Below are 26,087 nucleotides of genomic sequence, written 5' to 3'. Positions count from 1 at the left end.
GTTCGCACGGAGGCACGCAAGAGGCAGACGGCGGTGGGGACTTGAGGTCACCACCGCCGTGCTTCATGTTCCGGCCTCCTACGGACGCAAGCCCTCCGTCAGCAGCGAGAGATACCGGCGGATGTGCTTCCCCTGCCCGTTCGCCAGTTCCGACGCGGTGGCCACGCCGTGCGCGAGCCGCAGCACCTCGATCGGCTCCACGTCCGCCCGCAGGGTCCCCTCCCGCTGAGCGGCCTCGACCAGCCGGGTGGCGGCGGCCTTCACCGAGGTCCCGCACGCGGTCAGTACGGCGGAACTCCCGTCGGTGACGGCCGAGCCGAGCAGTGTCTTGAGCCCGCGGACCTGGATCATCCCCTCGCTCAGCTCGTTCAGCCACTCCACCAGGGCCTCGCCGGGTGGCAGCTCCGCCGCGATCTCGTCCGCGCGCACGGCGATCGCGTCGATGCTGTCCACGTACACGGCCTCCAGCAGGGCCCGCCGGGTGGGAAAGTGCCGGTAGAGGGTCCCTGACCCCACCCCGGCCCGCTTGGCGATGTCGTCGAGGGAGGCGTTCTCCCCGTGCTCGGCGAAGGCGACCGCCGCCTCCTTGAGCAGCCGCTCATAGTTCCGCCGTGCATCCGCCCGCATCGGCTTGACCTGCGTCATTCAGATACTCCTTGCCAACCGGGGACTCTCTCCGTATCTTACCGAGCACTAAACGGAGACAGTCCCCGCTTATCGTGGCGGGCAGTTCGCGCTGCCCGCACACCACTCACCGGGGACACGAGACAGGGAGCATCCCATGTCCACCCCGTCCGCACCGTCCACCTCCAGCCCGTCCCGCTCGGCGGAAGATCACCCGGCCAGGCTCGGCACCGTCCTTCTCGTCATCGTCACCGCCTACCTGATGGTCGGCGTCGACTCCACGGTCGTCAATGTCGCCCTGCCCGACATCCAGAAGGACCTGGACTTCAGCGGCACCGGTCTCTCCTGGGTCCTCAACGCCTACACGCTGGCCTTCGGCGGACTACTCCTCCTCGGCGGCCGGGTCGGCGACATCGCGGGCCGCCGCCGTACACTCACCGTCGGCGTCCTGCTCTTCGCCGCCTCCTCCCTGCTCGGCGGTCTCGCCACCGAAAACGCCTGGCTGCTGGCGGCCCGCGCGCTCCAGGGCGTGGGCGCCGCCCTCGTCGCACCCAGCACCCTCGCCCTGATCACCACCAACTTCCCGGAGGGCCCGCGCCGCCACCACGCCCTCGGCATCTACTCCTCCATGGCGGGCATCGGCGCCTCCATCGGCCTGGTGCTCGGCGGCATGCTCACCTCCTGGGCGTCCTGGCGCTGGGCCCTGCTGATCAACGTACCGATCGGCGTCTCGGTCGCCGTCGCCCTGCCCCGCCGCGTCACCGAGACCCCGCGCCACGCGGGCCGCTTCGACGCGGCGGGGGCACTCACCGGCACGGCCGGGATGACCTCGCTGGTCTACGCGTTCATCCGGGTCTCGGAGGAGGGCTGGAGCGACATCCAGGCGCAGCTCGGGTTCAGTGCGGCGGCGGCCCTGCTCGTGGGCTTCGCCCTGATCGAGTCCCGCGCGGACCAGCCGATCATGCCGCTGCGCCTGTTCGCCAGCCGCAACCGCGCGGGCGGTTACGCGGGCGTCCTGCTGCTGCCCGCCGGCATGTTCGGCGCCTTCTACTTCCTCACCCTGATCTGCCAACAGGTCCTGGACTACAGCCCGCTCCGCGCGGGATTCGCCTTCCTGCCCATGACCCTGGCGATGTTCACGGTCGTGCGATTCGTGCCCCGGCTGCTCGGGCGGCTCGGCGCCAAGCCGGTGCTGCTCACCGGCATGGCCCTGCTGGTCGTCGCGGCCGGGTGGCTGTGGCGGCTGGAGCCCGGCGACGGCTATCTGACCGGCCTGTTCGGGCCGCTGCTGCTGATGGGCGTGGGCGTCGGCCTGAGCTTCATGCCGCTCAACGCGACGATCCTCGCGGGCATCGAACCGCGCGAGGCGGGCGCCGCCTCCGGTCTGCTGCAGACCCTGCAGTGGCTCGGCGGCACCCTCGGCCTCGCCATCCTGGTCACGGTCTTCGGCACGGCGACCCGGCACGCGCACGGCTCCCCGTCCGACATCCTCACCGCCGGAGCGGCCCGCGCGTTCGGCATCGGCTCGCTGATCGCGCTGGCCGCCCTGCTGGTGTCGGCATGCGTGATCACGGGCACCAAGCCGAAGACCACCGCCTAGAACCCCGCCACCCAGAGCCTCACCGTCTAGAACAACGCGCTGTACGCGTTCAGCGCCGGCTGTCCACCCAGGTGGGCGTAGAGCACGGAGGAGTCCCGTCCGATCTCACCCCGCGCCACCAGGTCCACCATCCCGGCCATCGACTTCCCCTCGTACACGGGGTCGGTGACCATCCCCTCGGTGCGCGCCGCGAGACGCATCGCCTCCAGCGTGACCTCGTCCGGAATCCCGTACGTCCCCGCGTGGTACCGCTCGTCCAGCTCGACGTCCGCCTCCGTCAACTCCTTCTGTACGCCGATGAGTTGTCCCGTGCCGTGGGCGATCCGCGCGATCTGCTCACGGGTACGGGCGGGCGCCGCCGACGCGTCGATCCCAAGGACGCGCCGCGGCCGCCCGCCCGCCTCCTCCAGAGCGGCGAACCCGGCGACCATGCCCGCCTGCGTCGACCCGGTCACGGAGCACACCACAACGGTGTCGAAGAAGACGCCCAACTCCCGCTCCTGCTCGGCGACTTCATAGGCCCACCCGGCGAACCCCAGCCCGCCCAGCGGATGATCCGACGCTCCCGCCGGAATGGCGTACGGCTTGCCGCCCGCCTCCTCGACCTCCCGCAGCGCCTGCTCCCAGCTCTCCTTGAACCCGATCCCGAACCCGGCCCGCACGAGCCGTACGTCGGCACCGGCGAGCCGGCTGATGAGGATGTTGCCGACCTTGTCGTACACGGAGTCGGGCCACTCCACCCAACTCTCCTGTATCAGCACGCACTTGAGCCCGGCGCGGGCGGCGCAGGCCGCGACCTGGCGGGTGTGGTTGGACTGCACGCCACCGATCGAGACGAGCGTGTCGCAGCCCTGCGCGAGCGCGTCGGCGACGAGGTACTCCAGCTTGCGGGTCTTGTTCCCGCCGTACGCGACACCGGAGTTGCAGTCCTCCCGCTTGGCCCAGAGCGAGGCACCCCCGAGGCGCTGGGTGAGCCGCTCCAGCGGATGCACGGGGGAGAATCCGAAGAGCAGTGGGTAACGGTCGTATGAGGAAAGGGACATGGTCCGGGCCTGCCTTTCTACAGTGCGGCGTCGGGCAAGTCACCGTATCGCTCGATGACTTCCCGAGCGAAAGCCAGCAAGTCACCCACTCGTTGGCCGCTGGGCTGCATCGAGGTCCATAGCTCCAGGTTCTCCGGACGGTTGTCGTCACGAATTCCGTTCTTGTGGTGCACAGTCTCGACGCGCGGGAGAAGCGCCCGGCCGAGAATCTCCTCCATGACCAGTCGGTGTTCGGGCACCCGCTTCCCGTTGCGCCAGAGGATGCGGTAGCCGTTCTGCAAGCTGTCCTGCACCTTTCGCCCTTCCAGGCGGTTCTTCCCGCGACGCAGCCTGGTGTAGTGCAGGTGGCAGTAGCCACGGCCGCCGCCGTACCTCTCCCGCTCACAACTCTCGTAACTGCACTGGGTACCGCGCCGGGTCCACTCGTATTGGGTTGCCGAAGGCGAGCCGTGCTGATGCCATCGCCGGTAGTGCGTACCGCAGTACCCACGCGCTTTGAGCGGTCTCGAGCAACCCTCGATGTTGCAAGGCCGAGGCGGAGCCACTTTCCTCCCTGAAAGAGCTCCGCCCCCGGTCGGGTCGCCATAAGCGAGCCAACGTTGGTAGTGCAGATTGCAGTACCCCCGCGCCTTGTGCAGGCTCGAGCACTCCTCGATTTCACACAACCTGGTTGTCAACCCGACACTTTGACGAACTCGTGCCCGTTCACTCAAGCCATGGCCAGAGCCCGTCACTACCGCACTCAAGCAGGGAAACCATCCGGAAACCAGCGTCCGAAAGCCCTCCGAACGTGTGCCGGTTACCGGACCCCGACGGACCGTGGCCCGCCTGGTACCCGGCCAGGTTCCACGTGTAGACCGGTACGTGCGCCGGGACCTGCTCGGTCGGGTCGCCGTAGTGGCTGTACATGGCCTGCTCGTCGGTGACGATCAGCACCCGGTCGTGCTTCTTGTAGTGCTTCCGCACCGCCTCGCTCGTGTTGGTGCCGCCGAGGTCGCCGAAGCGCTCCAGCACCTTGAGCACCGACTCACCCTTGCGGAACTTCACCCGGTTGCTCGTCGTCCCGAACTCGACGAGATCCGCGTCCGCCGCCCGCAGCGCGAGCGCCGTACCGAAGACCGCCGCCGCGTCCGCCCGGTTCAGCTCGGAGCGGTCGGACAGCCGCGAGTAGAACATCGAGCCGGAGCGGTCGACGAGGACGAGCGTCCGCCCGCGCAGCGCGGGCACGTTGGCCAGCGAGTGGCCGAGCGCCTGCTCCAGCGGGTACGACCAGCGCAGCGAGGGCGCGTGCTGGTACGCGGCGAGATAGCGGAAGGGGAACTGACGCGAGCGCGCCACCTCCGCCGGATCGCTGATCCTGGCCGCGACCTGGGCCGCCACCTCGTCGCTCACACCCGCCTCGTCGAAGTTCCGCAGGTTCCGTACGAGCGCCATCGCGCCCATCGACGGAATCACGGCCTCCCAGGCCGCCTTGTCCATCGGCCCCTGCAGCCAGCCGGCGAGCGCCTCCCAGGTCATGCCCGCCTCGGCCAGGCGCTGTGCGCCGTGCGCTCCGGTCACGACCCTGCGCCGCTTGGCGGGCCGCAGCGCCATCAGGTCACGGTGGGCCGCGAGGACGGGCAGCGACTTGGGCACCACGGCCGTGTCCGGGTTGTGCCGCCGGTCCAGCGCGTACTGGAACAGGTCGCCCTGCCACGGCTTGTCGGGGTCCGGCGCCGCGTGCACCAGGTTGAGGATGTCGCCGAAGCGGTAGCCCTTGGACGCGGTGTCGTACTTCAGCAGCGACTTGCCGCTGTAGAGACGTCGTACGGCGTCGGCGATGCCGCGCTTGACGGGCTTGGGCACGTTGCGGCCGTACTGGGAGGTCCAGTACGCGAGCAGCTCGCCGGGCTCGTCCGGGCGTCGCAGCACGGAGGCGATGACCTGGCGGTTGGCCGGGCCGTCGGTGGCGCCCGCGTCGAGCCGCGCCTTCACGTACTCGGCGGCGCCCACGAGCGAGGCCGTCCGCAGGTTGCCCTCGCCGCGCAGCCAGCCCAGCAGGGCGGCCGTCCACGACGGGTCGGCGACGGCGAGCTCGCGCACGAGCGTGGCGAACCGGTCGTCGCGGTCGGCGCCGGACTCGTAGAAGGTCTGCTGCGAGACGAAGTTGGCGATGGCGAGCAGGAACAGCTCCGAGCGCGCGTCGCGCTCCTGGCCGCGGCCGCCCTGGTGCGTCGTCAGCACGCGGCCGGTCGACGTCACACGGGAAGTGGGCTGCGCCTTGGCCGCCTTGGTGTTGAATCGCGCCATGATGAATTCCCCCGAATTCTCTGCACGACGGTGAAGTCGCGTTTCAGAGGGAGGCGCAGCAAATGGAGGGTGCCCGAGGTCAGGAGTCGGCTGCGGTTGCTTATAAACTGGCGCGTCTTCCGTTCCGCCACACCGACCTGAAGTCGATGACGGGATTCGAACCCGCATGGGTTTCCCCACCAGTTCCCGAAGTATCCGCCGCCTGCGCACCGGGCACCCACCATGAACTGCGCCTCCCGAGATCAAATCGGCGGCGGCGTGGATTCTTTGAGAGAGAAGTAGCCGCAGCCTGCGCACCGGGAGGTGCATGAAGTTGTGGTGTCCAGAGTTCAAGGCCGGCGGAACCGACGTAGGTGCTCTAACCCCTGAGCTACACCGGCGCGTTGTACCGGTGGCGGGACTCGAACCCGCGGCCGCCCCATTATCAGTGGAAGTAGGTCCTGCCTTCGCACCTGGACGTGCACTACTTTAGGAGTGCGGCCGCGGGTCGAGCCATTGAATTAATCAGCCGCGCTTCTGGCGCTTCCACGGCCCGGTGATCGCGAGCATGATGCCCGGCTCCTGGATGTTGGCGAAGAGGGTCTTGCCGTCGGGCGAGAAGGTGACGCCGGTGAACTCGCTGTACTCGGGCGCCTCCGCGGTGCCGTTGTTCAGCTCGTTGCGGGCGATCGGGTACGTGCGGCCGCTGTCGGTGGCGCCGAAGAGGTGCTGGATGCCCTCGCCGTCCTCGGCGATGACGAGGCCGCCGTAGGGGGAGACGGTGATGTTGTCGGGGCCGTCGAAGGCGCCGTCGACGGACGGGTCGGGGTTCACGCCGATCAGGACCTTGAGGGTCAGGGTGCGGCGCTTGGGGTCGTAGAACCAGACGGCGCCGTCGTGCTGGACGGGGCTCTCCGTGCGGGCGTACGAGGAGACGATGTACGTGCCGCCGTCGCCCCACCACATGCCTTCGAGCTTGCGGGCGCGGGTGACCTGGCCGTCGGCGAACTGCTTGCGCACGGAAGTGGTCTTGGCGTCGCGGTCGGGGACGTCCACCCAGTCGACGCCGTACACGGTGCCGATCTTGGTGGCACGGGAGAGGTCGTCGACGAACTGGCCGCCGGAGTCGAAGCACTTGAAGGCCTGGAGCGAGCCGGCGTCGTCGGCGAGGGTGCCGAGCTGCCCGTGGCCGTGCTCGAAGCCCTGCGGGGGCGTCCAGCGGTACAGGAGGCCGTTCGGGGTCGCGGCGTCCTCGGTGAGGTAGAGGCGGCCGCGCTTGGGGTCGACGACGACCGCTTCGTGGGCGTAGCGGCCAAGTGCCTTGATGGGCTTGGGGTTCTGGTTGCGGCGGCGGTCCTCGGGGTCGACCTCGAAGACGTAGCCGTGGTCCTTGGTCATGCCGTTGGCGCCGGCCTTGTCCTCGGTCTCCTCGCAGGTGAGCCAGGTGCCCCAAGGGGTGTTGCCGCCCGCGCAGTTGGTGGAGGTGCCCGCGATGCCGACCCACTCGGCGACCTTGTCCCCGCGCACCTCGACGACCGTGCAGCCACCGGACGCGGCCGGGTCGTAGACGAGTCCCTCGGTGAGCGGCACGGGGTGGGGCCAGTTGGCGCGCGGGCCCTTGAGCTCGTGGTTGTTGACGAGGAGGGTGGCGCCGCGCGGGCCGCAGAAGGTGGAGGTGCCGTCGTGGTTGGAGGGCGTGAACTCGCCCGACTCCAGCTTGGTCTTGCCGCTGTAGGTGATGACGCGGTACGAGAACCCGGCGGGCAGCGCGAGCAGGCCGTTCGGGTCGGTGATCAGCGGGCCGTAGCCGACACCGCCGTGTCCGTCCGCCGCTTCCTCGCCCGTGCTCTCGGTGTCGGTGGACGCGAGGGCGTTCGGAGCGGTGGCGAGGGCGCCTACGCTGCCGGCCAGAGCGACACCGGCACCGGTGATCGCGGATCGTCTGGCGAAGTCCCTGCGGGTGAGCGACATGGTGTCTCCTGTGACGGTGGAGTGGGACTGTCGTGGGGGGCGGGGTGGCGGACCTCGGTTGCGGCCACACGCTCCCGCCCGTGCCTGAACGGGAGTTGAACATGGGCCAACTTCAGGGGTCCCGCTTCCGTGAATCCGTGAAACCTCTCGCACTCGAACCGATGGGCGGAATAATCTTCGTAAAGAAGGTCAACAAGCGCGAATGGTAGCGAAACTCGTGATTCATTTCAGAATGCCTTGACTCCGGGGACCCCTGGCCATAGACAGGAAGAGCACACCACCCGAACGGGAGGCGAGCCCGATGGACGCAAAGCGGGTAAGGCGCCTCCACGAAGGCCGGCTCATGAAGCTGGCCCACGTGAGCGGAGTCGGCACCGGGAGGGACGAGCACTCGGGACAGGACGTGATCATCGTCTTCGTCACCCGGAAAGTGCCCCGTGACCGGCTCCTTGAAAAAGACGTGGTTCCGGACGAGCTCGACGGCGTACCGGTGCGCGTGCTCGCGATCGGTGAAGTGAACGCTCAGGAAGGGAACTTGTGAGCCCTGAGCGCTGAGTCACCGCGCCGCGGCCCGTAAGGAACCCAGAGCCGAAACAGAAGAGGTGGTCTGGCGTGAGCCAGCCCGAAATGATGCGAGGACCGACTGGTGGTCAGCTGAGTGACAGCTCCCGCCAGCAAGCGAATTCAGACTTCCTGCGGCCGCAGTCGCCGCTGGCCAATGTCGTCGGCTTCGGCCACGGCGTGAAGTGGATCGACGGACAGGCCACGGGCGAGGCAGCCGTGCTGGTGTTCGTGACCCAGAAGGTTCCGGAGTCCCAGCTTCCCGAGCGGGACGTCATCCCACGGGTGATGGACGACGGCACCCCCACCGACGTAGTCGCGGTCGGCCATGTCGCCGCGCAGCGTCAGCAGCAGCGCAGGACCTCGCCCCGCTCCGAAGACCGCGGTGTCTCCTACCAGCCCGACGGCAGCATGGCCGAGCAACTCGCCGGCCTCTCGCAGCCGTTGCTGGAAGAGCTCAGTGGGCTCGGACAGTTCGAGCCGCAGCTCCTCAAGCGCCGTATGCGCCCGTCCCCTTCCGGCTTCTCGGTCGGCAACGTACGGGTGACCGCGGGCACGCTGGGCAGCGTGGTGTACGACTTCCTGCCGGGCGCCACCGTCGACCCTCCGGGTCCCGGCCTCGGCACACCGTCGAAGTTCTACATCCTCTCCAACAACCACGTGCTGGCCGACTCCAACCGGGCACAGCTGGGCAGCGCGATCCTGCAGCCCGGAGTGTTCGACGGCGGCACGGACCCGGCGGACCGCATCGCGACCCTGGACCGGTTCATCACGATCCAGTTCGCACCGCAGACCCCGGTGGAGCGCCACAACAACGTGGTCGACTGCGCGCTCGGCGCGGTGGAGTTCCAGGACGCCACCCGTGAGCAGTACTTCAGCGGTGCGCCGCGCGCCTGGCGGCGCAAGGCCAACGTCGCGGTCGGCGACCTGGTGAAGAAGACCGGCCGCACGACGAACATCAGCTTCGGCCGGATCATCGCGGTCGACGCCACGATCGACGTCAGCTACGGCACGGCGGGGACGGCCAGGTTCAAGGACCAGATCCTGACCACGAACATCTCGGCGGGCGGCGACTCCGGTTCGCTGGTGACCTCGCTCGACAACGTCGCGACCGGTCTGCTCTTCGCGGGGTCCTCGGTCGTCACCGTGACCAACCACATCGAGAACGTTCGCACACTGCTGCGGGTGGAAATCGCCGAGCAGCTGGCCTGACGGTCACTCAATACCCGCACAGGAAGAGGGAATCAGCATGACCACGCAGGCCAAGCGGCAGAAGAGCCACGCCGGCTCCGAGCACCGCTTCCACAACCCGCAGGGCGCGGAGGTCAAGACCCGGGACGAGGCGTTCGCCTCACAGCAGGACGTCTCCGTCGAGGCCGTCTCCACGTCCGCCCAGCTCGAACTGCACAACGGGGCGGTCACCTTCGCCATCGAGGTGAAGTACAACCCCAACACCTACCCGCACGTCGTGACCGGCGGCAAGATCACCTCCGGAATCTGCGGCGCCCCCTGGGACATCACGGGCGGCTTCGTAGGGGAAACGATCCGCCTCGACGCGAAGCGTGCCGGCCAGGGCTCCTGCGCCACCACGATCACCGTCGTCGGCGAGTTCCAGAACCCGCCGGCCTACCGCGGCACCTACGGCTTCAACGGCGCGACGTCGTCGTTCAAGCACACGACGCGGTACCACTGCTGACACATCGAGCGGTACACCTGCCGACACATCGAGCGGCACCACTGCCGACTCATCGGGCCGACGCACTGACCTGACGCATGGAGCGGCGGGGGTAAACCTTGCCCCCGCCGCCTCGCCGCGCTCTCAACTCCCTTGCTGGGAGCGGGCCTTGAACGCCGCTTTACGAGCCTGCTTGGCCACCTTCTTGTCGGGGTGCAGCCGCCCCATGGCCTCCAGGACATCCGGCGTAGCCGGGTGGTCCACCCGCCACGCCGTGGCGAAGAAGCCGCTGTGCTGCTGGGCCAGGCCCTCCACCAGGGCCTGGAGTTCGTCGGAGTTGCCCTCGGCCGCGAGCTGGGCCGCCAGGGTGTCGATGGTGAGCCAGAAGACCATCGCCTCGGACGGCGCGGGCACGTCGGGCACCCCGTGCTCGGAGAGCCAGACCCGGGCGAGCCCGCCCAGCTCCGCGTCGTCGAGCACTTCGCGCAGCGCGGGCTCGGCCTCCATGCCGACGAGCGAGAGCGCCTGCTGACAGCGCAGCCGGCGCAGCGGGGCCCCGGCGTCGCCACCGCGGGCCGCGGCGAGCAACTCCCGTGCGGCGGGCAGCGGTTCGCGCCGGGCGAGCCACTGCTCGGTCTCGGCCTGGGCCGCGGCCGGCGGAAACGCGGACGTGCCGTCCAGCAGCGTGTCCGCCCCCTTGTCCGCCAGGTCGCCCACCGCGGGAGCGGACATGCCCGCTTCGAGCAGCCGCGCCCGGATCCCGTACAGCCCGAGCGGAGTCAGCCGCACCATGCCGTACCGCGAGACATCCGTGTCGTCGACGGCCGCCGGCTCCTCGGCTTCCTCGTCGGGCTCCCCCATCAACGCCTCGTCGACGGGCTGGAAGTCGACGAGTCCGATGGGCTCCAGCAGCCGGAACTGGTCGTCGAGCCGCATCATCGCGTCCGACACCTGCTCCAGGACGTCGTTGGTGGGCTCCCCCATGTCGTCGGGCACGATCATCGACGCGGCGAGCGCGGGCAGCGGAATGGGCCCTTCCCCGGGCCCCTCCTCGCTCACGGTGAGCAGATACAGATTGCCGAGCACCCCGTCGAGGAACTCGGCCTCGGCCTCCGGATCCCAGTCCAGGGAGGAGAAGTCGACCTCGCCGCCCTCGTCCATCGCTCCGACGAGATCGTCCAGGTCGGGCACGCTCGCGTCGGCCAGCACCGCGTCCAGTGCGCCGAGCCACACGCCCAGGACGTCCTGCGGTCCTCCGGAGGTGAGCAGGGAGAGGTCCTCGCCCGCGCCGACGGTGCCCTCCTCCTCGTCCACGATCCCGACGAGCCCGGTGTCGACGGCCACCCGCCAGGCCTCACTGGCGAGGGCGGCCGCGTCGTCCCCGGAGAGCCCGAGTGCGGCAGCCGCCTCGGGAAGCTGCTCCTCGACGAGTTCGCCCCCCGCGCCGACGCGCGTGTCCGGACCCGCCCAGCGGGCCAGCCGCGCGGCGCGGGAGAGCAACGGTGCGGCGAGCGCGTCCCGCGCCAGCTCCGCTTCGGAAGTCAGCCGCACCGGCGGCAAGGGCGAGCTGTCTGACATCGGCTGGGTTCTCCTCCGAACAACCAGGAAAAGCAGGGTAATCGTGGCAAGGCGAGACGAGCGTCGGCGAGCAGCGGCAGATGCCCCAGGCGTCGGACCCCGAGAACCGTCCCCGGACGCGAGCATCCGGTGGCCGCCCCGGAGTTCCGCGCCGACGACTCAGCCTAGACGGATTTCCACCCATGCCGCCCGGTTCATGTCCCTGACAGGAGTCGTACACCGCTGAAACCTTGACAACTCCCCTGGTCACACACGAGATTTACGCGCGTAGAAGTTGCACGGCCACCCGGCCACCCACACTTCCACGCGCGTCACCGGCCCGCACGCAGGTCGCGCTCCCCCCACTGCTCCACCCTCGTCCCGGCGCTCAAGTACGTCCCCGGAGGGATTCCCTTGCCGAGCAAGAGAACGACGCGCATAGGCGCGCTGACCGTCGCCGCGGTCTGTTCCACCCTTTCCGCCGTGGTGCTCACCACCCCGGCTCACGCGGACACCGTCCGCATCCACGACATCCAGGGCACGACCCGCCTCTCCCCGCTCGCGGGGACGAAGGTCACGGACGTGCCGGGCATCGTCACCGCCGTGCGGACCTACGGTTCTTCGAAGGGCTTCTGGCTCCAGGACCCGGACGCCGACGACAACGCGGCCACCAGTGAGGGCGTGTTCGTCTTCACCAGCTCCACCCCGAAGGTCGCCGTCGGAGACTCCGTCACGGTCTCCGGCACGGTCTCGGAGTACGTCCCGGGCGGCGCGTCCACCGGCAACCAGTCGCTGACGGAGATCTCGAAGCCGACGGTGACCGTGCTCTCCAGCGGCAACGCCGTCCCGGCCGCGACGGTCGTCGACGCCACGTCCGTACCGGACGACTACACCCCCGCGGGCGACACCGCCGCGAGCGGCTCGATCAACGGTCTGACCCTGGAGCCGACGAAGTACGCCCTGGACTACTACGAGTCCCTTGAGGGCATGAACGTCCAGGTCGCCGACACCCGTGTGGTCACCGCCACCGACCCGTACAGCGAGCTGTGGGTCACGGTGAAGCCGAACGAGCACGTCAACCGCCGCGGCGGCACCGTCTACGGCTCGTACACCTCGCAGAACACCGGCCGCCTCCAGATCCAGTCGCTGGGTGCGACGGCGGACTTCCCGAAGGTGAACGTCGGCGACACGCTCGCCGGCGTCACGGCCGGCCCGCTGGACTACAACGCGTACGGCGGCTACACCCTCGTCGCCGGCCAGCTCGGCACCGTGGAGAGCGCCGGCCTGGAGCGCGAGACCACGCAGAAGCAGTCGAAGAACGAGCTCGCGGTGGCGACGTACAACGTCGAGAACCTCGACCCGTCCGACGCCACGTTCGAGGAGCACGCCGCCGCGATCGTGAACAACCTGCAGTCGCCCGACATCGTGTCCCTGGAGGAGATCCAGGACAACAACGGCGCGACGGACGACGGCACGGTCGCCGCCGATGTGACGGTGAACAAGCTGATCGACGCGATCGTCGCGGCGGGCGGCCCGACGTACGACTGGCGCTCCATCACGCCGACCAACGACACCGACGGCGGCGAGCCGGGCGGCAACATCCGCCAGGTGTTCCTGTTCAACCCGGAGCGGGTCTCCTTCACCGACCGCGCGGGCGGCGACGCCACGACCGCGGTCGGCGTCACGAAGGTGCACGGCAAGGCGCAGCTCACCGCCTCCCCCGGTCGCATCGACCCGGCCAACACGGCCTGGACGTCCAGCCGCAAGCCGCTGGCCGGCGAGTTCGTCTTCAAGGGCAAGACGGTCTTCGTGATCGCCAACCACCTCAACTCCAAGGGTGGCGACCAGGGTCTGACCTCGCAGTACCAGCCGGTGACGCGCAGCTCGGAGACCCAGCGTCACCTCCAGGCGACGGCGGTGAACACCTTCGTCAACCAGATCCTGGACACGCAGAAGAACGCCGACGTCATCACCCTCGGTGACATCAACGACTTCGAGTTCTCCGACACCGCCAAGATCCTCGAAGGTGACGGCGAGCTCTGGTCGGCGATCAAGTCGCTGCCGAAGAGCGAGCGTTACACGTACGACTACCAGGGCAACCAGCAGGTCCTGGACCAGATCCTGATCAGTCCGTCGATCCGCAAGGACTGCTTCGAGTACGACAGCGTGCACATCAACTCGGAGTTCAACGACCAGATCAGCGACCACGACCCGCAGGTGCTGCGGTTCCGGCCGTAGGCCTGTAACGGGCCGCGGCCTCGGCCGCAGCCCGCACAGGGGAAGAGCCCGGCCCCGTCGTCCGGGGGGCCGGGCTCTTCCCCTGCCCAGGCGTTGAACGGCTTCCTGCGCCTAGGCGCCGAACACACCGTTCAGCCAGCCCTGCCAAGCGGTCTCGTTCCGCTTGGCGTCGGCGTCGGCCGCGAAGTCGTGGACGCTGATGCCGACCGGCGCGCCCCAGTGGTTGCGCCCGAAGAAGCGGATGAGGGCGTTGTCGGTACGCAGCCCGATGAAGTACGGGTCGCGGTAGTCGACCACGGCGTCGAGGACCGCGCCGTCGGGGCCCTGGGCCCGGACCCGCGCTCCCCCGGCGGTGTCGTCCGCGAGGCCGAGCGCCCGCCCGACCGTGGCGAAGGCGTCGGACGCCATGGACGCCCCGGGTCCGTCGAACGTCGAGAAGGCGACCGGGCGGCCCGCGAAGTGGGTCAGGTACTCGCGCAGGGTGTGCAGATAGAAGTCCGTGTGCTTGCTCGCGCCGTCGTACTGGTTGTCCCAGTCCTCGACGAAGATCCCGCTGTGCACGTACCGCATCCAGGAGCGGCGGCCGCCGTCGCGCGGCTCGATCGTCTCGTCGATCTGGTTGAGGGTCTGCTGGGAGATGCCCTCGACGTCCTCGACCAGGCTGGTCAGCCGGTGCGGCGGGTCCCAGTTGGTGAGCGTGGAGCCGAAGGGCCCGGCCCCGCCCTGGCGCGGCTCGAACTCCATCGGCCACAGCCAGCCGCCGGTACCGCCGGTGATCGCGTCCCACACCTCCTCCGGTGCGGCATCGACCTCGAACTCCCGGGCGATCTCGAATTCCTTGGACATGGTGATGGCTCCTGAGTGATCAGTGTCCGGCTTCTACGGCTTGAGCGGCGTCCGCGATGCCCGCGACTTCAGCGGCTTCAGCGGCTTCAGCGGCTTCGGGTTTGAGCGTGGGGTGGACGGCGACGACGATCCGGTGCGGGCGGCCGCCCTCCGCGTCGCCGTCGTGGTACTTGCGGATCAGCGCGCCGACGCCGACCGTCAACTCCTCGATGAACGCGGCCCGGTCGGCGGCGGAGGCGAAGGTCACCTCACCATCGAGGGCGTACGTCGCGAGCCGCTTGCGGGCCTTGGCCGCACCGGTGATCAGCGAACCGACGTCCCGTACGAGCCGGGCGGCGAGCGCGAGCAGCCAGCGGGCGGACAGCTGGTCCCGGAAGCGGTCCGGGTCGGGCTGCACGGCGGCCAGGGCGAGCGGCGAGATGACGTACGACGCCGCGGTCGCCCGCATCAGCCGCTCGGTGACATTGCCCTTGCGGCGCTCACCCGCGAGCTCGACCAGGCCGTGCCGCTCCAGCGCCTTCAGGTGGTAGTTCACCTTCTGCCGGGGCAGCCCGACCTTTCCGGCCAGCATGGCGGCCGACGCGGGCCCGGCGGCCAGCTCGGCCAGCAACCGGGCCCGTATGGGGTCCAGCGAGACGGCGGCGGCCTCTGCGTCCTCGATCACGGTCACGTCCAACATGACTCCACCCTCCCACCGAAAACTTTTTTTGTCCAGGCGAGGAGAGTTGTCGGTAGGGGGCGTGGTGGGGTCAAGGCGGAGGTCCGGACGGTCGGACTCGCCGGCAGGAGGGCACGACAGAGATGCCGACGATCAGAGTCGTCGGCGGGAAGACACGGCGAAACCGGGCGGCGGCACCCCGGTGCGCGCCACCCCTGGCGCCGCGACCCTCAGCGGGCCTGTGGCCCGCCCTCGTCCAGGCGGGCCAACTGGGTCTGGAACCAGTCGAGTCGGGCCTGCAGCAGGGCCGCCTCGGCAACGAGCTCGGAGACGCCGAGGTCGGCGGGCGCGGCCACCGCACCACTCCCGGCCCGGACCCGCAGCCCCTCCCCCGCCAGCCGTGCGAAGGAAGCGAGCGAGAGGGACGTACGACCGCGTACGCATCCCGCGCACGCCGCCGTCAGCGCGCGCCACCCCGGCCGCCCCCAGCCCGCGTCGGCCAGGGCTCCGGCCACGGCGCCGCAGGCGCACGGGCCGACGGTCGCCGTGCGTACCCGCTGGCGGGCATAGCGGAAGCCCTGCTCAAAGCGGATGTACGCGCCGAGGACGGTGACGTCGAGGAGGACGGCCGCGCGGTGCTCGGCGGTGCAGAGCATCGCCTCGGCGGCGGCGGAGTCGTGTACGCAGTGGAAGCCGCAGTCACAGCGGCGGTGCGGCGCCCGGTGCCGTCGCCCGTAGACACAGCGCGCCTCGTCCAGCACTCCGTACGGCAGCGCGCCACCCAGCGATACGCCGGTGAACCCGGCCCGGGTGCCGTCCTGGGACAGCACCGGGTGGGCGATCTTGTATCCGGTCGGCGGCTCCGTCGGTCGTTCCTCGGGGAGCCGCAGCCTCATCGGGCGACCGGGACCTCTTCGGGCACGGACGCCTCGAACTCCTCGACCACTTCGGGGAGTTCCTCGTCCTGCGTGTGAGCCTGCTCTTCCGCAACTCCGGTGGCGAGTGCCTTGCCGAGCCTCATGACGCCTCCCGCGATCTGCCGCCGACTTCCGTCCTCGCCATGGTGACCCATAAGGGGCCGGTTTGGCACTAGGGCCTCGATCCCCCCAGGAGCCCGCACTACGTAGCATCCATTGCCAGTACCTCGTAGAAGAATTAAGTGGAGCTTCACGGTCGAGGTGCCGAGACTGTCGGCATGACGACACCGGGCACCACTCCCTTCGGCCGCGCCCTCTGCGCGATGATCACCCCCTTCACCGAGGCGGGCGCGCTCGACCTCGACGGCGCGCAGCACCTCGCCGAGCGGCTGGTCTCGGACGGCTGCGACGGGCTGGTCCTCTCCGGCACCACGGGCGAGTCCCCGACCACGACGGACGCGGAGAAGTCCGCGCTGGTGCGGGCGGTGCGGGAGGCGGTCGGGGAGCGGGCGTCGATCGTGGCGGGGGTCGGCACGGCCGACACCCGGCACACCGTGGAGCTGGCCCTGGAGGCCGAAAAGGCGGGCGCTGACGGGCTGCTGGTGGTCACGCCGTACTACAGCAGGCCCCCGCAGGACGCCGTCGAGGCGCACTTCCGCGAGATCGCGGATGCCTCGGGGCTGCCGCTCGCGCTGTACGACATCCCGGGACGCACCGGCACGCGCATCGAGCCGGAGACGATGATCCGGCTCGCCGAGCACCCGAGGATCGTGGCGGTCAAGGACTGTGCGTACGACCTCCTGGGCACCCAGAAGGTGCTGGCCCGCACGGAGTTGGCGTACTACGCGGGCTGCGACGAGTACGTGCTCGCGACGCGGGCGGTCGGCGGGTCCGGTTTCATCAGCACCGTGGCGAATGTGGCGCCCCGTCAGTTCCTCGCGGTTCTCGACGCGTTCGACGCCGGGGACACGGCCGGGGCCGTTCGCCGTCAGCAACGGGCCATCCCGCTCATCGAGTTGATGATGTCGGCCGGCCTGCCCGGCACGGTCACCGCGAAGGGGCTGCTGGGCGCGCTGGGGCTGCCCGCGGGGCCGGTCCGCTCACCGCTGCGGCCCGCCGGCCGGGAGACGGTCGACGGGCTGCTGGCGGCCTACGAGGAGCTGGTCAGCGTGAGCTGAACAGGGGCTCCCAGCGTCCGGCCGTGTTGTCCTTGGGCGTGCGGAAGTCGCTCAGGGGCACGATCTTGTCGCTGCCGACGGTGACGAGGACGAGCTGCTGCTTGAACTCGTTGGTGCCGGGGATGATGCCCCAGGCGATGATCCGCTTGTTGTCGGCCCAGGCGAGCAGCATCTGACCGGGCACCTTGGTGATGCGCTTGCCGGTCAGCGGATCGGTGATCTCGGAGGAGATCTCCTTGCCCTGGCCCGAGAATTCGCCTGCCACCAGCTTGCCGTCGGGCGAGAGGCCCGCATCCGTCCAGCCGAGGTGCTTCTCGTCGGCGGGCGTGGGCACCTTCTTGCCCTGGAAGTCGTGGTAGATGCGGCCGGGCGCCATCGCGATCTGCTCGTAGAGCAGCTTGCCGTCGTGGTTGAACGCGAAGTCCGTGCGGGAGTTGGGCGACCAGCCCATCTCGTCCTTCCAGTACGGCGCCTTGTGCCAGTCGCCCTTCCCGGAGGCGACGTCGATGACGGTGAACCCGGTGCGGCTGGGCACGGACTGCGGCTCGACGGTGTCGTTGACCGGGATCCTCTTGCTCCAGTAGAGCCGGTCCGGATTCTTGGCGTACGTCGTGGCGACGAGCTTCTTGCCGTCGGGCGAGAAGTGGACGCCGGCCACGCCGTGCCCGACCGGGATCCAGCGGTCCACCTTGCCGGTCATCAGGTCGAGCAACCCGACGCGCTTGGCGGGCAGTTCACGCTCCAGGACGGCCGCGGTCCGCATGCCCGGCGCGACGTCGACGAAGGACCAGCGGGAGTCCTTCACGTACTTGCCGGTCTTCTGGTCCAGCAGACTGTAGGTCCGCGTGATGATCTTGTCCTTGTTGGGCTGCTTCACCTGCTTGGTGGTGCTGAACGCGGCGACCGCCGTGTCCCCCGCCGCGATCAGGTCACGCGGTGGCGACTGGTCCGGGTGGGCGATGATGTCGCTCCGGTTCATCTGGCTGGCCGGCCGGACGTCGTCCCCGCCGGTGTCGAGCAGCGGCACCGCGACGGCCGCCGCGACGGCGGCTGCGGTGGCCACCGCGGCGCCCGCGATCGTCCGGGTCCTGCGGCGCCTGCGGACGGCGAGCACGCGGTCGGCGAAGCCGGGCGGTGTGAGCGCGCCGTCGGTGGCCTGCTCACGGAAGGTGTCACGTACGAGCTCTTCGACGTTCACGGACGCACCTCCACGGGCGAGAAGTCACGGGACGGCGGCTGTTCGGCGTCCCCCGGGCCGAGTTCGGCCAGTTCGGGAGCGAGCGCCCGCAGCCGGGCGAGCGAGCGGTGCGTCGTGGACCGCACGGTCCCGACGGAGCAGCCGAGGAGCCGGGCCACATCGCCCTCGGGCAGATCCTCGAAGTAGCGCAGCACCAGGACGGTGCGCTGCCGCGCCGTCAGCCGGGCGAGCGCCCCGCGCATCACCATGCGCAGTTCGGCGGCGGACTGGGCGTCCGCGCCGAGCGACGCCTCGGGCGGCTCGGCGACGCTCAGTTCCCGTCTGGGCCACTTCAGCCGCCAGCGGCTCACCTGCTGCCGGTACAGGATCTGTCGTACGTACGCCTCGGGCTCGTCGATGCGGTTCCATCGCCCCACGGCCTTGACCAGGGCGTTCTGCAGCAGGTCCTCGGCGGCGTGCCGGTCGCCGCCGCTGAGCAGTACGGCCGTCTTCAGCAGCGCGGACGACCGGTTCGCCACGAACTCCCGGAAGCTCTCCTGCGCTTCGGCATCCATCGTCACCTTCTCTTCCTCGGCGGCCCCCGTGGCCCGCCCCTGTGTTCCTTGTGACGCGCGTACCCGCCCGCCGCTATGCCCCCGGGCCGAAGTTATTTCCCGGGCCACTCCCCCTCGACGTCGCTTACGGTGACCCCGTGAGCCGACCCCTGCTCTTCCTCGACGTCGACGGCCCCCTCAACCCGTACGCGGCCCAGCCGGAGCGCCGGCCCGAGGGCTACACGACGATCCGGGTGACCCTGACCCTCGGCAGGCCCCTGCGCGTCTGGCTCCACCCCGATCACGGCCGCGCCCTGCTCGCTCTCGGCTACGACCTGTGCTGGGCCACCACCTGGATGGATGCCGCGAACCGCTGGATCGCCCCGGTCATCGGCCTCCCCGATCTCCCGTACGTCGACTTCACGGGCGCCCTGTTCGCCGAACGCCCCGACGGGGTGCACTGGAAGACGGAACGGATCGTGGCATACGCCGAGGGCCGCCCCTTCGCCTGGGTGGACGACGAACAGAGCCCGGCCGACGACGCGTACGTCGCCGCCCGCCATCCCGGGTCCGCGCTGCTCCACCACGTCAGTCCCCGACTGGGCCTGCGCGAGGGCGACTTCACGGCGCTGGCGGAGTTCGCCGCGGCTCACACGGCGGAGCGGTAGCACTCCACGGAGGAGTGGGCGTTGTACACGTCCAGGAGGCGGTCGACGGCGGAGGTGGCGTACGTCTTGGCGCAGAGCTCGCCGAGTGCGATGGGTGAGCCGTCCGCGTACGTGTATCCGTACGCACTGGGGCTGACGTCGGCGTGGTAGACGACGTCGCGGCCGGTCTGCCGCTCCAGCTCCGTCTCGGAGAGCTGGAACGCCCCGAGTAGGCCGGCGTGGGCGATGCAGCCCCAGGACAGCGGATCGTGGAAGTCGCCGAGCCGGTCGACATTCGGCGACGCGCCCGGGAACTCGACGGCACAGACGTCGGTCACCGCGTTGAAGGCATGGTCGATGCCCACGCATCCGACGCTGTAGGCGTCCGGCCCGAAGCGGGCGGCCACACCGAACTGCCGCGAGCAGAAATCGTTCCAGTGGGCCTCGGTCAGCGTGTTCACCTCGGTGTTGCCGGGGTTGTCACGCGGCGGCGCGTTGTCGTCGGGGGGCTTGTCACCCGGCGGTGCGGCGGCCGGAGCGGAAGTGGTCGAGGGTGACGGCGAGGCCGAGGCCGAGGAGGTGACGGTGGACTTCCGGGACGGGGAGGTGCCCGGTTCCGACGCTCCCTTCGAGCCCGGCTCGCTCGCCGGTCCCAGGGGCACCGGCGAGGTGGGCGTGCCCGAGTCCACGGGCGGCGGCACGGCTCCGGGCACCGCCCCGGCCGCCTGGGACGGCCCGGAAGCCCGGTCGTACGGCAGCCGCACGGCGAGCGTGCCGAGCCCGCCCAACAGAGCGAGGAGCAGGACCCCGGCCACCAGGAGTCCGGCCACCGGAACACGGTCGGGCAAGCACCCCCGCTCGAATGCGGCGAGCTCCGCGAGACGCGTCTTGATGTCCGGATACGGCGGGAACCAGTCCGTCCAGTTCTCCTTCTCGGTTTCGGGCGGCGGCGGGGGGCCGACAAAGCACAGCTCCTCGACGAGTCGGCCGCCACGATCCGGCGTGGTGGGTGCTCCCCCGAGCTCTCCCAGTATTTCGGCCAACGCGGGTTTGTCGCCGGTCAGTTGTACGGCGACGGCGTCGGCCGCGACCACGCGTCGTCCCACGATCTCCGCCCGGGTGACCCGCGCGATCAGCCACGGAACGCCGCAGAGCACCAGGACGCACCCCGAGGCGAGCCACAGGACCACGCCGATCGCCCTCGTGATCATGAGGAGGATCAGACTGTCGACCATGTAGTCGGCCTGGCTCTCTCCCTCGTAACGCGGCACCTCCGGGTCGCCTTTCCGGAAGCGTCGGGACAGCTTGCGCAGCAGCCCGGCGATCTCCCGGGCGGGCACGGCGAGGGACAGCGACCAGCCCAGCAGGGCGTACGACAGCCAGGTCAGCGTGGTGCCCCGAGCGGCCGTCGCGGCCAGTTCGTGCGCGGCGACGGCCTCCAGCAACTCCTCGTCGTCACCGCACAGTTCGACAAGACCCGAGGTGAAGACGACGGTCGCACCCCGGCCGTGCCCGACCACGAAGGCGTTGGACGCGTCGTCGTCGATGACGCACACCCGCGGGACGTCCACCCCGAGCTGTGCCGCCAGACGACCGACGCTCTCCTCCAGCCGCTGCCGCTCGACCGGGTCCCGCTCGCCCCGCATGCCCGCCACCGCACCCGACAGCCGCACCGACGCCGCCACGAAGGTGAGCGCGACCAGGACCGCGACGATCCCGACCACCACGAGTCCGGCCTTCGCGGAGCCGGCGATCGCGGCCACGATCAGGGCGACCAGCCCGGCGTTGAGAAGCGCGACGCAGATCAGCACACCCAACAGCACCCGGTGCCGAACCCGTTGCCCCGCCACATACGCACGCGCCTCGGCGACCGCCCCGTCTCGTTCAGCCGCCGGAACCATCCCCACCACCAGCCCTCGACCGCTCACAGACGGTCACGACAAGGGTGGCAGCATTCACTCGCGGTGAAGTCGCACAAGAGGCGTAATTCCAGCACCAGTTGAAGCACACTCAAAGCCGCGCGCCCTCCCGCCGAGGCGGAAGGGCGCTGAGAACCTCCGGGAGCCAGGAGCGCCCCCGTCAGGGGCGCGAGGCTGTGACATTTGCGGCTCCGCCGCGTGGGCCCGACTCGCCGGAAGCTTGAGGGGCCATGATCACTCGCCCCAAAGCAGCTCCCGCCCAAAGCCGCTCCGCCGACCTTCTCTGTTGCGCGTCTGTGATCGGTCCACACCGCCACACGTGAGTAAGCCTGTCAGGAGGCGAGGATGGAGATGCCGTCTCCGAGTAGTTTCAGCCCGAGGGCGAAGAACAGGACGGCCATCACGGCGACGTTGTGCTGAGCTGCCCAGTCTTTCCAGTTGCCGAGTGTGGTCTTCGCTCGCTCTCCCCCGATCAGGAAGACTCCCAGTGGGGCCAGCAGGCCGAGGGTGGCGATCAGGACGAAGATTGCCAGCGATGCGATCTGCTGCCCGACCGGCAACCCGGCTGAGCCGATGGAGGCGGCCGCGGCGATGGTCAGTGGGGCGTTCTTGGCGTTGAGCGCGGCCAGGGCCAGTCCGAGTCCGAAGACCTTGACGGGCGTGAGGCGGTCGATGGCACCCATCCACTTCGGCAGCTTGGCTTGTGAGGGATCTTTTGGGCGCCGGTGCCATTGCCGGGCGCCGAAGAGGACGAGGAACAGGCCCAGAGCGAGCTTGAGGGCTCCTACCCAGGTGGCCGGTTGATTGTGGGCGGAGGCATCTGCGGGGGAAGCGATTGCCAGCATGACCGCGCCCAGTGCCGAGAGTCCCAGGATCCAGCCGACGGTGAAGAGGGGGCCGTTGAGACGCCCCCGGGGCGTGGCGAGTAGGAGGATGATCGCGATGATCGGGAGCGGGCTGATCGCGACGGCGGCCGCGAAACCCAGCACGTCACCGAGAACTGCGCCCATGGTTGCCTCCGTGTGGGGCTCAGGGTGGCGATCCAGTGGAGCAGGGTCTGACGCAAGCGGATGCCCAGGCCGCCTGGGCGGCGCACCCGGCTGTTGCGCGATCGACTGCGCTGCTGTCTTCACGGCCGCGCGGAAGTCGAGAATGGCTGACGACGCACTCGGCACGTCCCACCGCAACCGAAGCGGTTGTCAACGGCGCCCGTCCCTGGGGGTGCCGGTTGCAGGAATCAGTAGCCGGTGCCGCGCTTGACCTGGGCCCGCTCGATCTCATGGGTCGCGCCCTTGTGGTCCAAGGTGCTGCACGCGTCGTCGATGTCCTGGGTCAGGCGGTCGATCTGCTCGCGGCTCAGGGTCTCCTTGACCAGGGCACGCAGGATCTTCACCCGCTCCGCGTTGGGCGGGAGCGTGTACGCCGGCACCATCCAGCCGCGCTCGGCCGAGAGTTGCCAGGCGACGTCGGACTCGTCGTAGGCGTGCTGGCCGGCGAGACGGAAGGCCACCAGCGGCAGCTGCTCGAGGTCGCTCCCGATCACTTCGAAGCGGCCGCTGCTGCGCAGGTTGTCCGCCAGCGCGTGGGCGTTCTCCTGCATCATCTTCATGACGTAGGTGTAGCCCTGACGACCGAGCCGGACGAAGTTGTAGTACTGCGCGAGCACCATCGACGCGCCCGTGGAGAAGTTCAGGGTGAACGTCGCGTCGGTCTTGCCCAGGTAGTTCTCGTGGAACACGAGATCCTTGGGCAGGTCGGACTCCTCCCGGAAGATCAGCCAGCCGATGCCGGGGTAGACCAGGCCGTACTTGTGTCCCGAGACGTTGATCGAACGGACCTGCTCGAGCCGGAAGTCCCACTTCGAGTCCGGGTAGAGGAAGGGCCACACGAATGCGCCGCTGGCGCCGTCGACGTGGATCGGGATGTCCAGGTCCCGCTCCTTGCGGACGCCCCGCAGGAGCTTGTCGATCCCGACAACGTCGTCCTTGTGGCCGGTGAACGTCGTGCCGAGGACCGCCACAACGCCGATCGTGTTCTCGTCGAGGAGAGGCTCCACGTCCTCCGGGCCGATCGTGTACTTGCCCTCGGCGAGCGGCACGATCCGCGGCTCGACGTCGAAGTAGCGGCAGAACTTCTCCCACACGACGTGGACGTCCCCGCCGAAGACCAAGTTGGGCCGGTCGGCCGACAGATTGGCCGCCTGGCGGCGCTCCCGCCACTTCCACCTCAGCGACAGCGCCCCGAGCATGATCGCCTCGGACGACCCCTGGGTCCGACAACCGGTGGTCTTGCCCGGCGCGTTGAAGAGGTCGGCGAGCATGCGCACGCAACGCTGCTCGATCTCGGCGGAAATCGGATACTCCGCATGGTCAATGAAATTGCGGTGGAGATTCTCGGCGATGATCCGCTGCGCCTCCGGCTCCATCCACGTGGTGACAAACGTGGCGAGGTTACGCTGCGGGTCGCCCTCCATGGCGAGGTCCGCGTCCAGCAGCCTCATGGCGTCCGTCGCGGTCATGCCTTCCTCGGGGAAAGTCTCCGAGGGAGCGGGCGCGGTCAGGAATCGGTTGCCGAACAGGGCCGCAGCGTCTCTCTTGGTCATGCGGAGGATTCAAACAGTTCCGGAACGTACCTCGGCGAGGAACACGCCGAGGAAGAACAGCGAGCCGTGACCTCCGCCATATCGGTCGATATTGCCGCAGCAGCTAACTACGCGGTCACCTTTATGCTGAGTCGTTCGCGGCCCCCACCTGCCAGCGAGGTTGTCGCGATCTGATAATCAAGATTGGGGACGACCGCCAAAGTCCCCCTGGGATTCAGTGAATTCATGGTCATAATCATGGGGAAATTTCGGCAAATCGCCGATGTGCCGTCGACTTACTATGAAGGCAGCAATCGTCGACCCTTGAGTACCCCTTCCAGTAGATCGCGCCGGGGTGCCGTCTGCTGGCCGATTCCGGGGCGCCCGGTCTCACGGGGATGCGTCGGCGGCTGCGTCGGATAGCCCGCTCTCGCCGGTCCGGACTGCTCCAAAGAAAGGTCGAAAGCCAAGACCTGGGACGAGGAGATCGAGCAGCATCTGGACGGTGACGATCAGGTGGGCGGCTTCGCTCGTGGCGGTAGTAGTCGGCTCGGGGGCCAGGGAGCGGAGCGGTTTCGGGATAAACGTCTAACGGCCTCCGGTTCACACCGTCGCATCCTCGGAGCGGTGTAAAAGCTCGACGAGGTAGGTGCCGTGGAGTGGATATTACGCGGCGTCTGTGAATGTGTCGTTGAGCTCGGCGGCGGTTCGCCTGATCGAGGTCCGGGGGTTCGGCCAGAGATCGGCGGAAGTATTGGAGGCAGCGGAGGCCGGCGCGGGCATGGTGAAGCCGCGCGAGGCCCGGTCGAGGACGGCCCAGACCAGGCTGATGCAGGTGGTCTCACTGGGGAAGCGGTCGATGACCTTGGCCCGACGGCGGGTCTAGCCGAGGGGCTGCCGCTCGATGAAGTTGCTGCACGCAGCTGCGCCCGGAGGATGTCTGCCGTGTCGTCTATCGATGGCCTGTGCCGGACATGCACTGATCCCGTCGCTCGCCAGGTGGTGCCCAAACGTACTTCCGCGGTCGGTGCAGCGGCTTGGTGTGTACCGCCGCCCCAGAGGTGACCAGAAGGGCCTCCTGCCGCCCTCCCGGCACAGGTTCACCGCGAGTACGTGGCCAAGTGCCTGACCAGCCCGACGAGTGCGAGCACCCAGGCGGCGACGGCGATCCAGAGCAGTATCTGCCCCGACGTCCGCAGCCAGCCCACGGCCGCGGCGTCGGCGACGGACAGGGTGGCGACGGCCGTCATGCCCATCGGGAAGACCGTCGCCCAGCGCCTCATGTCGTAGCGCGGACGCGGCCAGCGTGCCTCGGCGAAGACGAGGACGGCGTACCAGCACACGGACAGCGCGAGCGTGACCAGAGTGAGCGCACGCAGCGCGTCTTGTGCCGCGGTGCCGCGCCAGGCGGGCACGGCCAACAACTTCGACCCGGCGAGCGCGGAGATCGCCAGCGTCCCGCCGGCCACCCATTGGTCGCCCGCGCCGGACCGTACCTGGCCGAGGTCGAAGCGGAGAAAGGCGATCGGGTAGAGCGCCAGCCCGAGCAGGAAGCAGCCCAGCGCCGGCCAGGCGAGCCACCCGGACGGCAGCGAGAGGGCGAGCGTTCCGCCCAGCACGGCCAGGCCCTGCGTCGCGACACACACCAGGAACACCGTGCCTGGCAAGCGCCGCCGCCAGTGCCGCACCACCGCCGTCAGCAGCACCGGCCAGATCAGTACCGCGACGACCAGCGCGGCAACGGCGACACCCGACCATCCCTGTAGTGCGAACCAGGTCCCGAGGATGGTCGTCGCGGCCACTGCGGTCAGCGCGGGCGGCGTGTCTGCCTTGATCTCCCACTGGTCCCGTTCGCGCAGTAGCTGCCGCGCGAAGTCGATGGCGAGCGCGAGCCATACGAGGGCGGCGAGGACGAGCAGGATCCATGAGAGCGCCTCCTGCCCGACCAGGTGGAGCCCGATGGAGACAATCCCGGTCGCCATCACCGCGGTTCCTGCTCCCGGAGGCAGCTTCACCCACCAGCCGGCTAGCCCGTCCTCGGCCGGGACACGATCAACCATCCCCCCACAGTCT

23 protein-coding genes are annotated in these 26,087 nt (G+C 69.4%); 7 read left to right on the top strand and 16 right to left on the bottom strand.

From position 1 onward, the window contains the following. Positions 1–78 precede the first annotated feature (78 nt). The gene (locus tag OIC96_RS36755) at positions 79–645 is read right to left on the bottom strand and encodes a TetR/AcrR family transcriptional regulator (protein ID WP_330303695.1); all 567 of its coding nucleotides are present in this window, start codon (positions 643–645) and stop codon (positions 79–81) included. Positions 646–781: 136 nt separating this feature from the next. On the opposite strand from OIC96_RS36755, the gene OIC96_RS36750 reads away from it, so the two are divergent. Further along, positions 782–2,224 (top strand): MFS transporter, encoded by a 1,443-nt coding sequence (locus OIC96_RS36750; protein WP_330303696.1) that lies wholly within the window; start codon positions 782–784, stop codon positions 2,222–2,224. Positions 2,225–2,250: 26 nt separating this feature from the next. On the opposite strand, the gene OIC96_RS36745 is transcribed toward OIC96_RS36750, so the two are convergent. The 4 genes from OIC96_RS36745 to OIC96_RS36730 form a co-directional block, all read right to left on the bottom strand. Continuing rightward, the gene (locus OIC96_RS36745) at positions 2,251–3,267 is read right to left on the bottom strand and encodes a 1-aminocyclopropane-1-carboxylate deaminase (RefSeq protein ID WP_330303697.1); all 1,017 of its coding nucleotides are present in this window, start codon (positions 3,265–3,267) and stop codon (positions 2,251–2,253) included. A 17-nt stretch (positions 3,268–3,284) separates the two neighbouring features. Further along, positions 3,285–3,560 carry an HNH endonuclease gene (locus OIC96_RS36740; RefSeq protein WP_330303698.1) on the bottom strand — a complete coding sequence of 92 codons (276 nt, stop codon included), beginning with the start codon at positions 3,558–3,560 and terminating at the stop codon, positions 3,285–3,287. Between the two features lie 412 nt (positions 3,561–3,972). After that, positions 3,973–5,556, bottom strand: coding sequence for a TROVE domain-containing protein (locus OIC96_RS36735; RefSeq protein WP_330303699.1), 1,584 nt, complete (start codon positions 5,554–5,556; stop codon positions 3,973–3,975). 504 nt (positions 5,557–6,060) lie between these two features. Then, positions 6,061–7,506, bottom strand: coding sequence for an alkaline phosphatase PhoX (locus tag OIC96_RS36730; protein WP_330303700.1), 1,446 nt, complete (start codon positions 7,504–7,506; stop codon positions 6,061–6,063). 301 nt (positions 7,507–7,807) lie between these two features. Here OIC96_RS36730 and OIC96_RS36725 point away from each other — a divergent pair, with 301 nt between their 5' ends. The 3 genes from OIC96_RS36725 (at position 7,808) to OIC96_RS36715 (ending at position 9,763) form a co-directional block, all read left to right on the top strand. After that, on the top strand, positions 7,808–8,047 hold the full coding sequence (locus OIC96_RS36725; RefSeq protein WP_330303701.1) for a hypothetical protein: 240 nt from the start codon (positions 7,808–7,810) through the stop codon (positions 8,045–8,047). A gap of 71 nt (positions 8,048–8,118) precedes the next feature. Continuing rightward, positions 8,119–9,279: a hypothetical protein gene (locus tag OIC96_RS36720; protein WP_330303702.1), complete on the top strand. Its 1,161-nt coding sequence runs from the start codon at positions 8,119–8,121 to the stop codon at positions 9,277–9,279. A 37-nt stretch (positions 9,280–9,316) separates the two neighbouring features. Next, positions 9,317–9,763 (top strand): hypothetical protein, encoded by a 447-nt coding sequence (locus OIC96_RS36715; protein ID WP_330303703.1) that lies wholly within the window; start codon positions 9,317–9,319, stop codon positions 9,761–9,763. A 123-nt stretch (positions 9,764–9,886) separates the two neighbouring features. Here OIC96_RS36715 and OIC96_RS36710 read toward each other — a convergent pair whose 3' ends face one another. Further along, positions 9,887–11,320, bottom strand: a complete 1,434-nt coding sequence (locus OIC96_RS36710; RefSeq protein ID WP_330303704.1) for a hypothetical protein — start codon at positions 11,318–11,320, stop codon at positions 9,887–9,889. A 393-nt stretch (positions 11,321–11,713) separates the two neighbouring features. Between OIC96_RS36710 and OIC96_RS36705 the strand changes: the two genes are divergently transcribed. Next, the gene (locus tag OIC96_RS36705; protein WP_330303705.1) at positions 11,714–13,537 is read left to right on the top strand and encodes an endonuclease/exonuclease/phosphatase family protein; all 1,824 of its coding nucleotides are present in this window, start codon (positions 11,714–11,716) and stop codon (positions 13,535–13,537) included. A gap of 111 nt (positions 13,538–13,648) precedes the next feature. Here OIC96_RS36705 and OIC96_RS36700 read toward each other — a convergent pair whose 3' ends face one another. The 4 genes from OIC96_RS36700 to OIC96_RS36685 form a co-directional block, all read right to left on the bottom strand. Further along, entirely contained in the window at positions 13,649–14,383 is a 735-nt protein-coding gene (locus OIC96_RS36700; protein ID WP_330303706.1) for an SRPBCC family protein, read from the bottom strand. Between the two features lie 19 nt (positions 14,384–14,402). Beyond that, entirely contained in the window at positions 14,403–15,062 is a 660-nt protein-coding gene (locus OIC96_RS36695; protein WP_330303707.1) for an ArsR/SmtB family transcription factor, read from the bottom strand. A 209-nt stretch (positions 15,063–15,271) separates the two neighbouring features. After that, entirely contained in the window at positions 15,272–15,937 is a 666-nt protein-coding gene (locus tag OIC96_RS36690) for a hypothetical protein (protein WP_327427815.1), read from the bottom strand. Beyond that, the gene (locus OIC96_RS36685; protein ID WP_330303708.1) at positions 15,934–16,062 is read right to left on the bottom strand and encodes a hypothetical protein; all 129 of its coding nucleotides are present in this window, start codon (positions 16,060–16,062) and stop codon (positions 15,934–15,936) included. The genes OIC96_RS36690 and OIC96_RS36685 overlap by 4 nt, the downstream gene beginning before the upstream one ends. Before the next feature lie 174 nt (positions 16,063–16,236). On the opposite strand from OIC96_RS36685, the gene dapA reads away from it, so the two are divergent. Next, positions 16,237–17,136 (top strand): 4-hydroxy-tetrahydrodipicolinate synthase, encoded by a 900-nt coding sequence (gene dapA / locus OIC96_RS36680; RefSeq protein ID WP_330303709.1) that lies wholly within the window; start codon positions 16,237–16,239, stop codon positions 17,134–17,136. Here dapA and OIC96_RS36675 read toward each other — a convergent pair. Together OIC96_RS36675 and OIC96_RS36670 are read right to left on the bottom strand one after the other, a co-directional pair. Next, on the bottom strand, positions 17,123–18,334 hold the full coding sequence (locus tag OIC96_RS36675; protein ID WP_330303710.1) for a WD40 repeat domain-containing protein: 1,212 nt from the start codon (positions 18,332–18,334) through the stop codon (positions 17,123–17,125). The two genes, dapA and OIC96_RS36675, sit on opposite strands and share 14 nt — an antisense overlap. Beyond that, positions 18,331–18,888 (bottom strand): SigE family RNA polymerase sigma factor, encoded by a 558-nt coding sequence (locus tag OIC96_RS36670; RefSeq protein ID WP_330303711.1) that lies wholly within the window; start codon positions 18,886–18,888, stop codon positions 18,331–18,333. Before OIC96_RS36670 ends, OIC96_RS36675 begins: the two co-directional genes overlap by 4 nt. A 137-nt stretch (positions 18,889–19,025) precedes the next feature. Here OIC96_RS36670 and OIC96_RS36665 point away from each other — a divergent pair, with 137 nt between their 5' ends. Beyond that, positions 19,026–19,535, top strand: a complete 510-nt coding sequence (locus OIC96_RS36665) for a hypothetical protein (RefSeq protein WP_330303712.1) — start codon at positions 19,026–19,028, stop codon at positions 19,533–19,535. Here OIC96_RS36665 and OIC96_RS36660 read toward each other — a convergent pair. The 4 genes from OIC96_RS36660 to OIC96_RS36645 all read right to left on the bottom strand — a co-directional run bounded on the left by OIC96_RS36660 (position 19,517) and on the right by OIC96_RS36645 (position 26,074). Then, a complete protein-coding gene (locus OIC96_RS36660; protein ID WP_330303713.1) occupies positions 19,517–21,415 on the bottom strand; it encodes a M48 family metalloprotease in 1,899 nt (632 codons plus the stop codon). The genes OIC96_RS36665 and OIC96_RS36660 overlap by 19 nt on opposite strands. Positions 21,416–21,765: 350 nt before the next feature. Then, on the bottom strand, positions 21,766–22,443 hold the full coding sequence (locus OIC96_RS36655) for a GAP family protein (RefSeq protein WP_330303714.1): 678 nt from the start codon (positions 22,441–22,443) through the stop codon (positions 21,766–21,768). A 227-nt stretch (positions 22,444–22,670) separates the two neighbouring features. Continuing rightward, positions 22,671–24,035 carry a glutamate decarboxylase gene (locus OIC96_RS36650; RefSeq protein WP_330303715.1) on the bottom strand — a complete coding sequence of 455 codons (1,365 nt, stop codon included), beginning with the start codon at positions 24,033–24,035 and terminating at the stop codon, positions 22,671–22,673. Positions 24,036–25,114: 1,079 nt separating this feature from the next. Next, positions 25,115–26,074, bottom strand: coding sequence for a tellurite resistance/C4-dicarboxylate transporter family protein (locus tag OIC96_RS36645; protein ID WP_330303716.1), 960 nt, complete (start codon positions 26,072–26,074; stop codon positions 25,115–25,117). Between the last annotated feature and the right edge of the window lie 13 nt (positions 26,075–26,087).

Origin of the sequence: Streptomyces sp. NBC_00775 (genome assembly GCF_036347135.1) — a bacterium.
Taxonomy (GTDB): domain Bacteria; phylum Actinomycetota; class Actinomycetes; order Streptomycetales; family Streptomycetaceae; genus Streptomyces; species Streptomyces lutosisoli.
The sequence above is the reverse complement of the archived record's forward strand: the minus strand, read 5'-3'. Positions and strand labels throughout refer to the sequence as shown.

Bases quoted from the DNA above. Each gene is read 5' to 3' on its own strand.
- OIC96_RS36755 (WP_330303695.1), bottom strand. From the start codon at position 645: ATGACGCAGGTCAAGCCGATGCGGGCGGATGCACGGCGGAACTATGAG.
- OIC96_RS36750 (WP_330303696.1), top strand. From the start codon at position 782: ATGTCCACCCCGTCCGCACCGTCCACCTCCAGCCCGTCCCGCTCGGCG.
- OIC96_RS36745 (WP_330303697.1), bottom strand. From the start codon at position 3,267: ATGTCCCTTTCCTCATACGACCGTTACCCACTGCTCTTCGGATTCTCC.
- OIC96_RS36735 (WP_330303699.1), bottom strand. From the start codon at position 5,556: ATGGCGCGATTCAACACCAAGGCGGCCAAGGCGCAGCCCACTTCCCGT.
- OIC96_RS36730 (WP_330303700.1), bottom strand. From the start codon at position 7,506: ATGTCGCTCACCCGCAGGGACTTCGCCAGACGATCCGCGATCACCGGT.
- OIC96_RS36725 (WP_330303701.1), top strand. From the start codon at position 7,808: ATGGACGCAAAGCGGGTAAGGCGCCTCCACGAAGGCCGGCTCATGAAG.
- OIC96_RS36715 (WP_330303703.1), top strand. From the start codon at position 9,317: ATGACCACGCAGGCCAAGCGGCAGAAGAGCCACGCCGGCTCCGAGCAC.
- OIC96_RS36710 (WP_330303704.1), bottom strand. From the start codon at position 11,320: ATGTCAGACAGCTCGCCCTTGCCGCCGGTGCGGCTGACTTCCGAAGCG.
- OIC96_RS36700 (WP_330303706.1), bottom strand. From the start codon at position 14,383: ATGTCCAAGGAATTCGAGATCGCCCGGGAGTTCGAGGTCGATGCCGCA.
- OIC96_RS36695 (WP_330303707.1), bottom strand. From the start codon at position 15,062: ATGTTGGACGTGACCGTGATCGAGGACGCAGAGGCCGCCGCCGTCTCG.
- OIC96_RS36690 (WP_327427815.1), bottom strand. From the start codon at position 15,937: ATGAGGCTGCGGCTCCCCGAGGAACGACCGACGGAGCCGCCGACCGGA.
- OIC96_RS36685 (WP_330303708.1), bottom strand. From the start codon at position 16,062: ATGAGGCTCGGCAAGGCACTCGCCACCGGAGTTGCGGAAGAGCAGGCT.
- dapA (WP_330303709.1), top strand. From the start codon at position 16,237: ATGACGACACCGGGCACCACTCCCTTCGGCCGCGCCCTCTGCGCGATG.
- OIC96_RS36670 (WP_330303711.1), bottom strand. From the start codon at position 18,888: ATGGATGCCGAAGCGCAGGAGAGCTTCCGGGAGTTCGTGGCGAACCGG.
- OIC96_RS36660 (WP_330303713.1), bottom strand. From the start codon at position 21,415: ATGGTTCCGGCGGCTGAACGAGACGGGGCGGTCGCCGAGGCGCGTGCG.
- OIC96_RS36655 (WP_330303714.1), bottom strand. From the start codon at position 22,443: ATGGGCGCAGTTCTCGGTGACGTGCTGGGTTTCGCGGCCGCCGTCGCG.
- OIC96_RS36650 (WP_330303715.1), bottom strand. From the start codon at position 24,035: ATGACCAAGAGAGACGCTGCGGCCCTGTTCGGCAACCGATTCCTGACC.
- OIC96_RS36645 (WP_330303716.1), bottom strand. From the start codon at position 26,074: ATGGTTGATCGTGTCCCGGCCGAGGACGGGCTAGCCGGCTGGTGGGTG.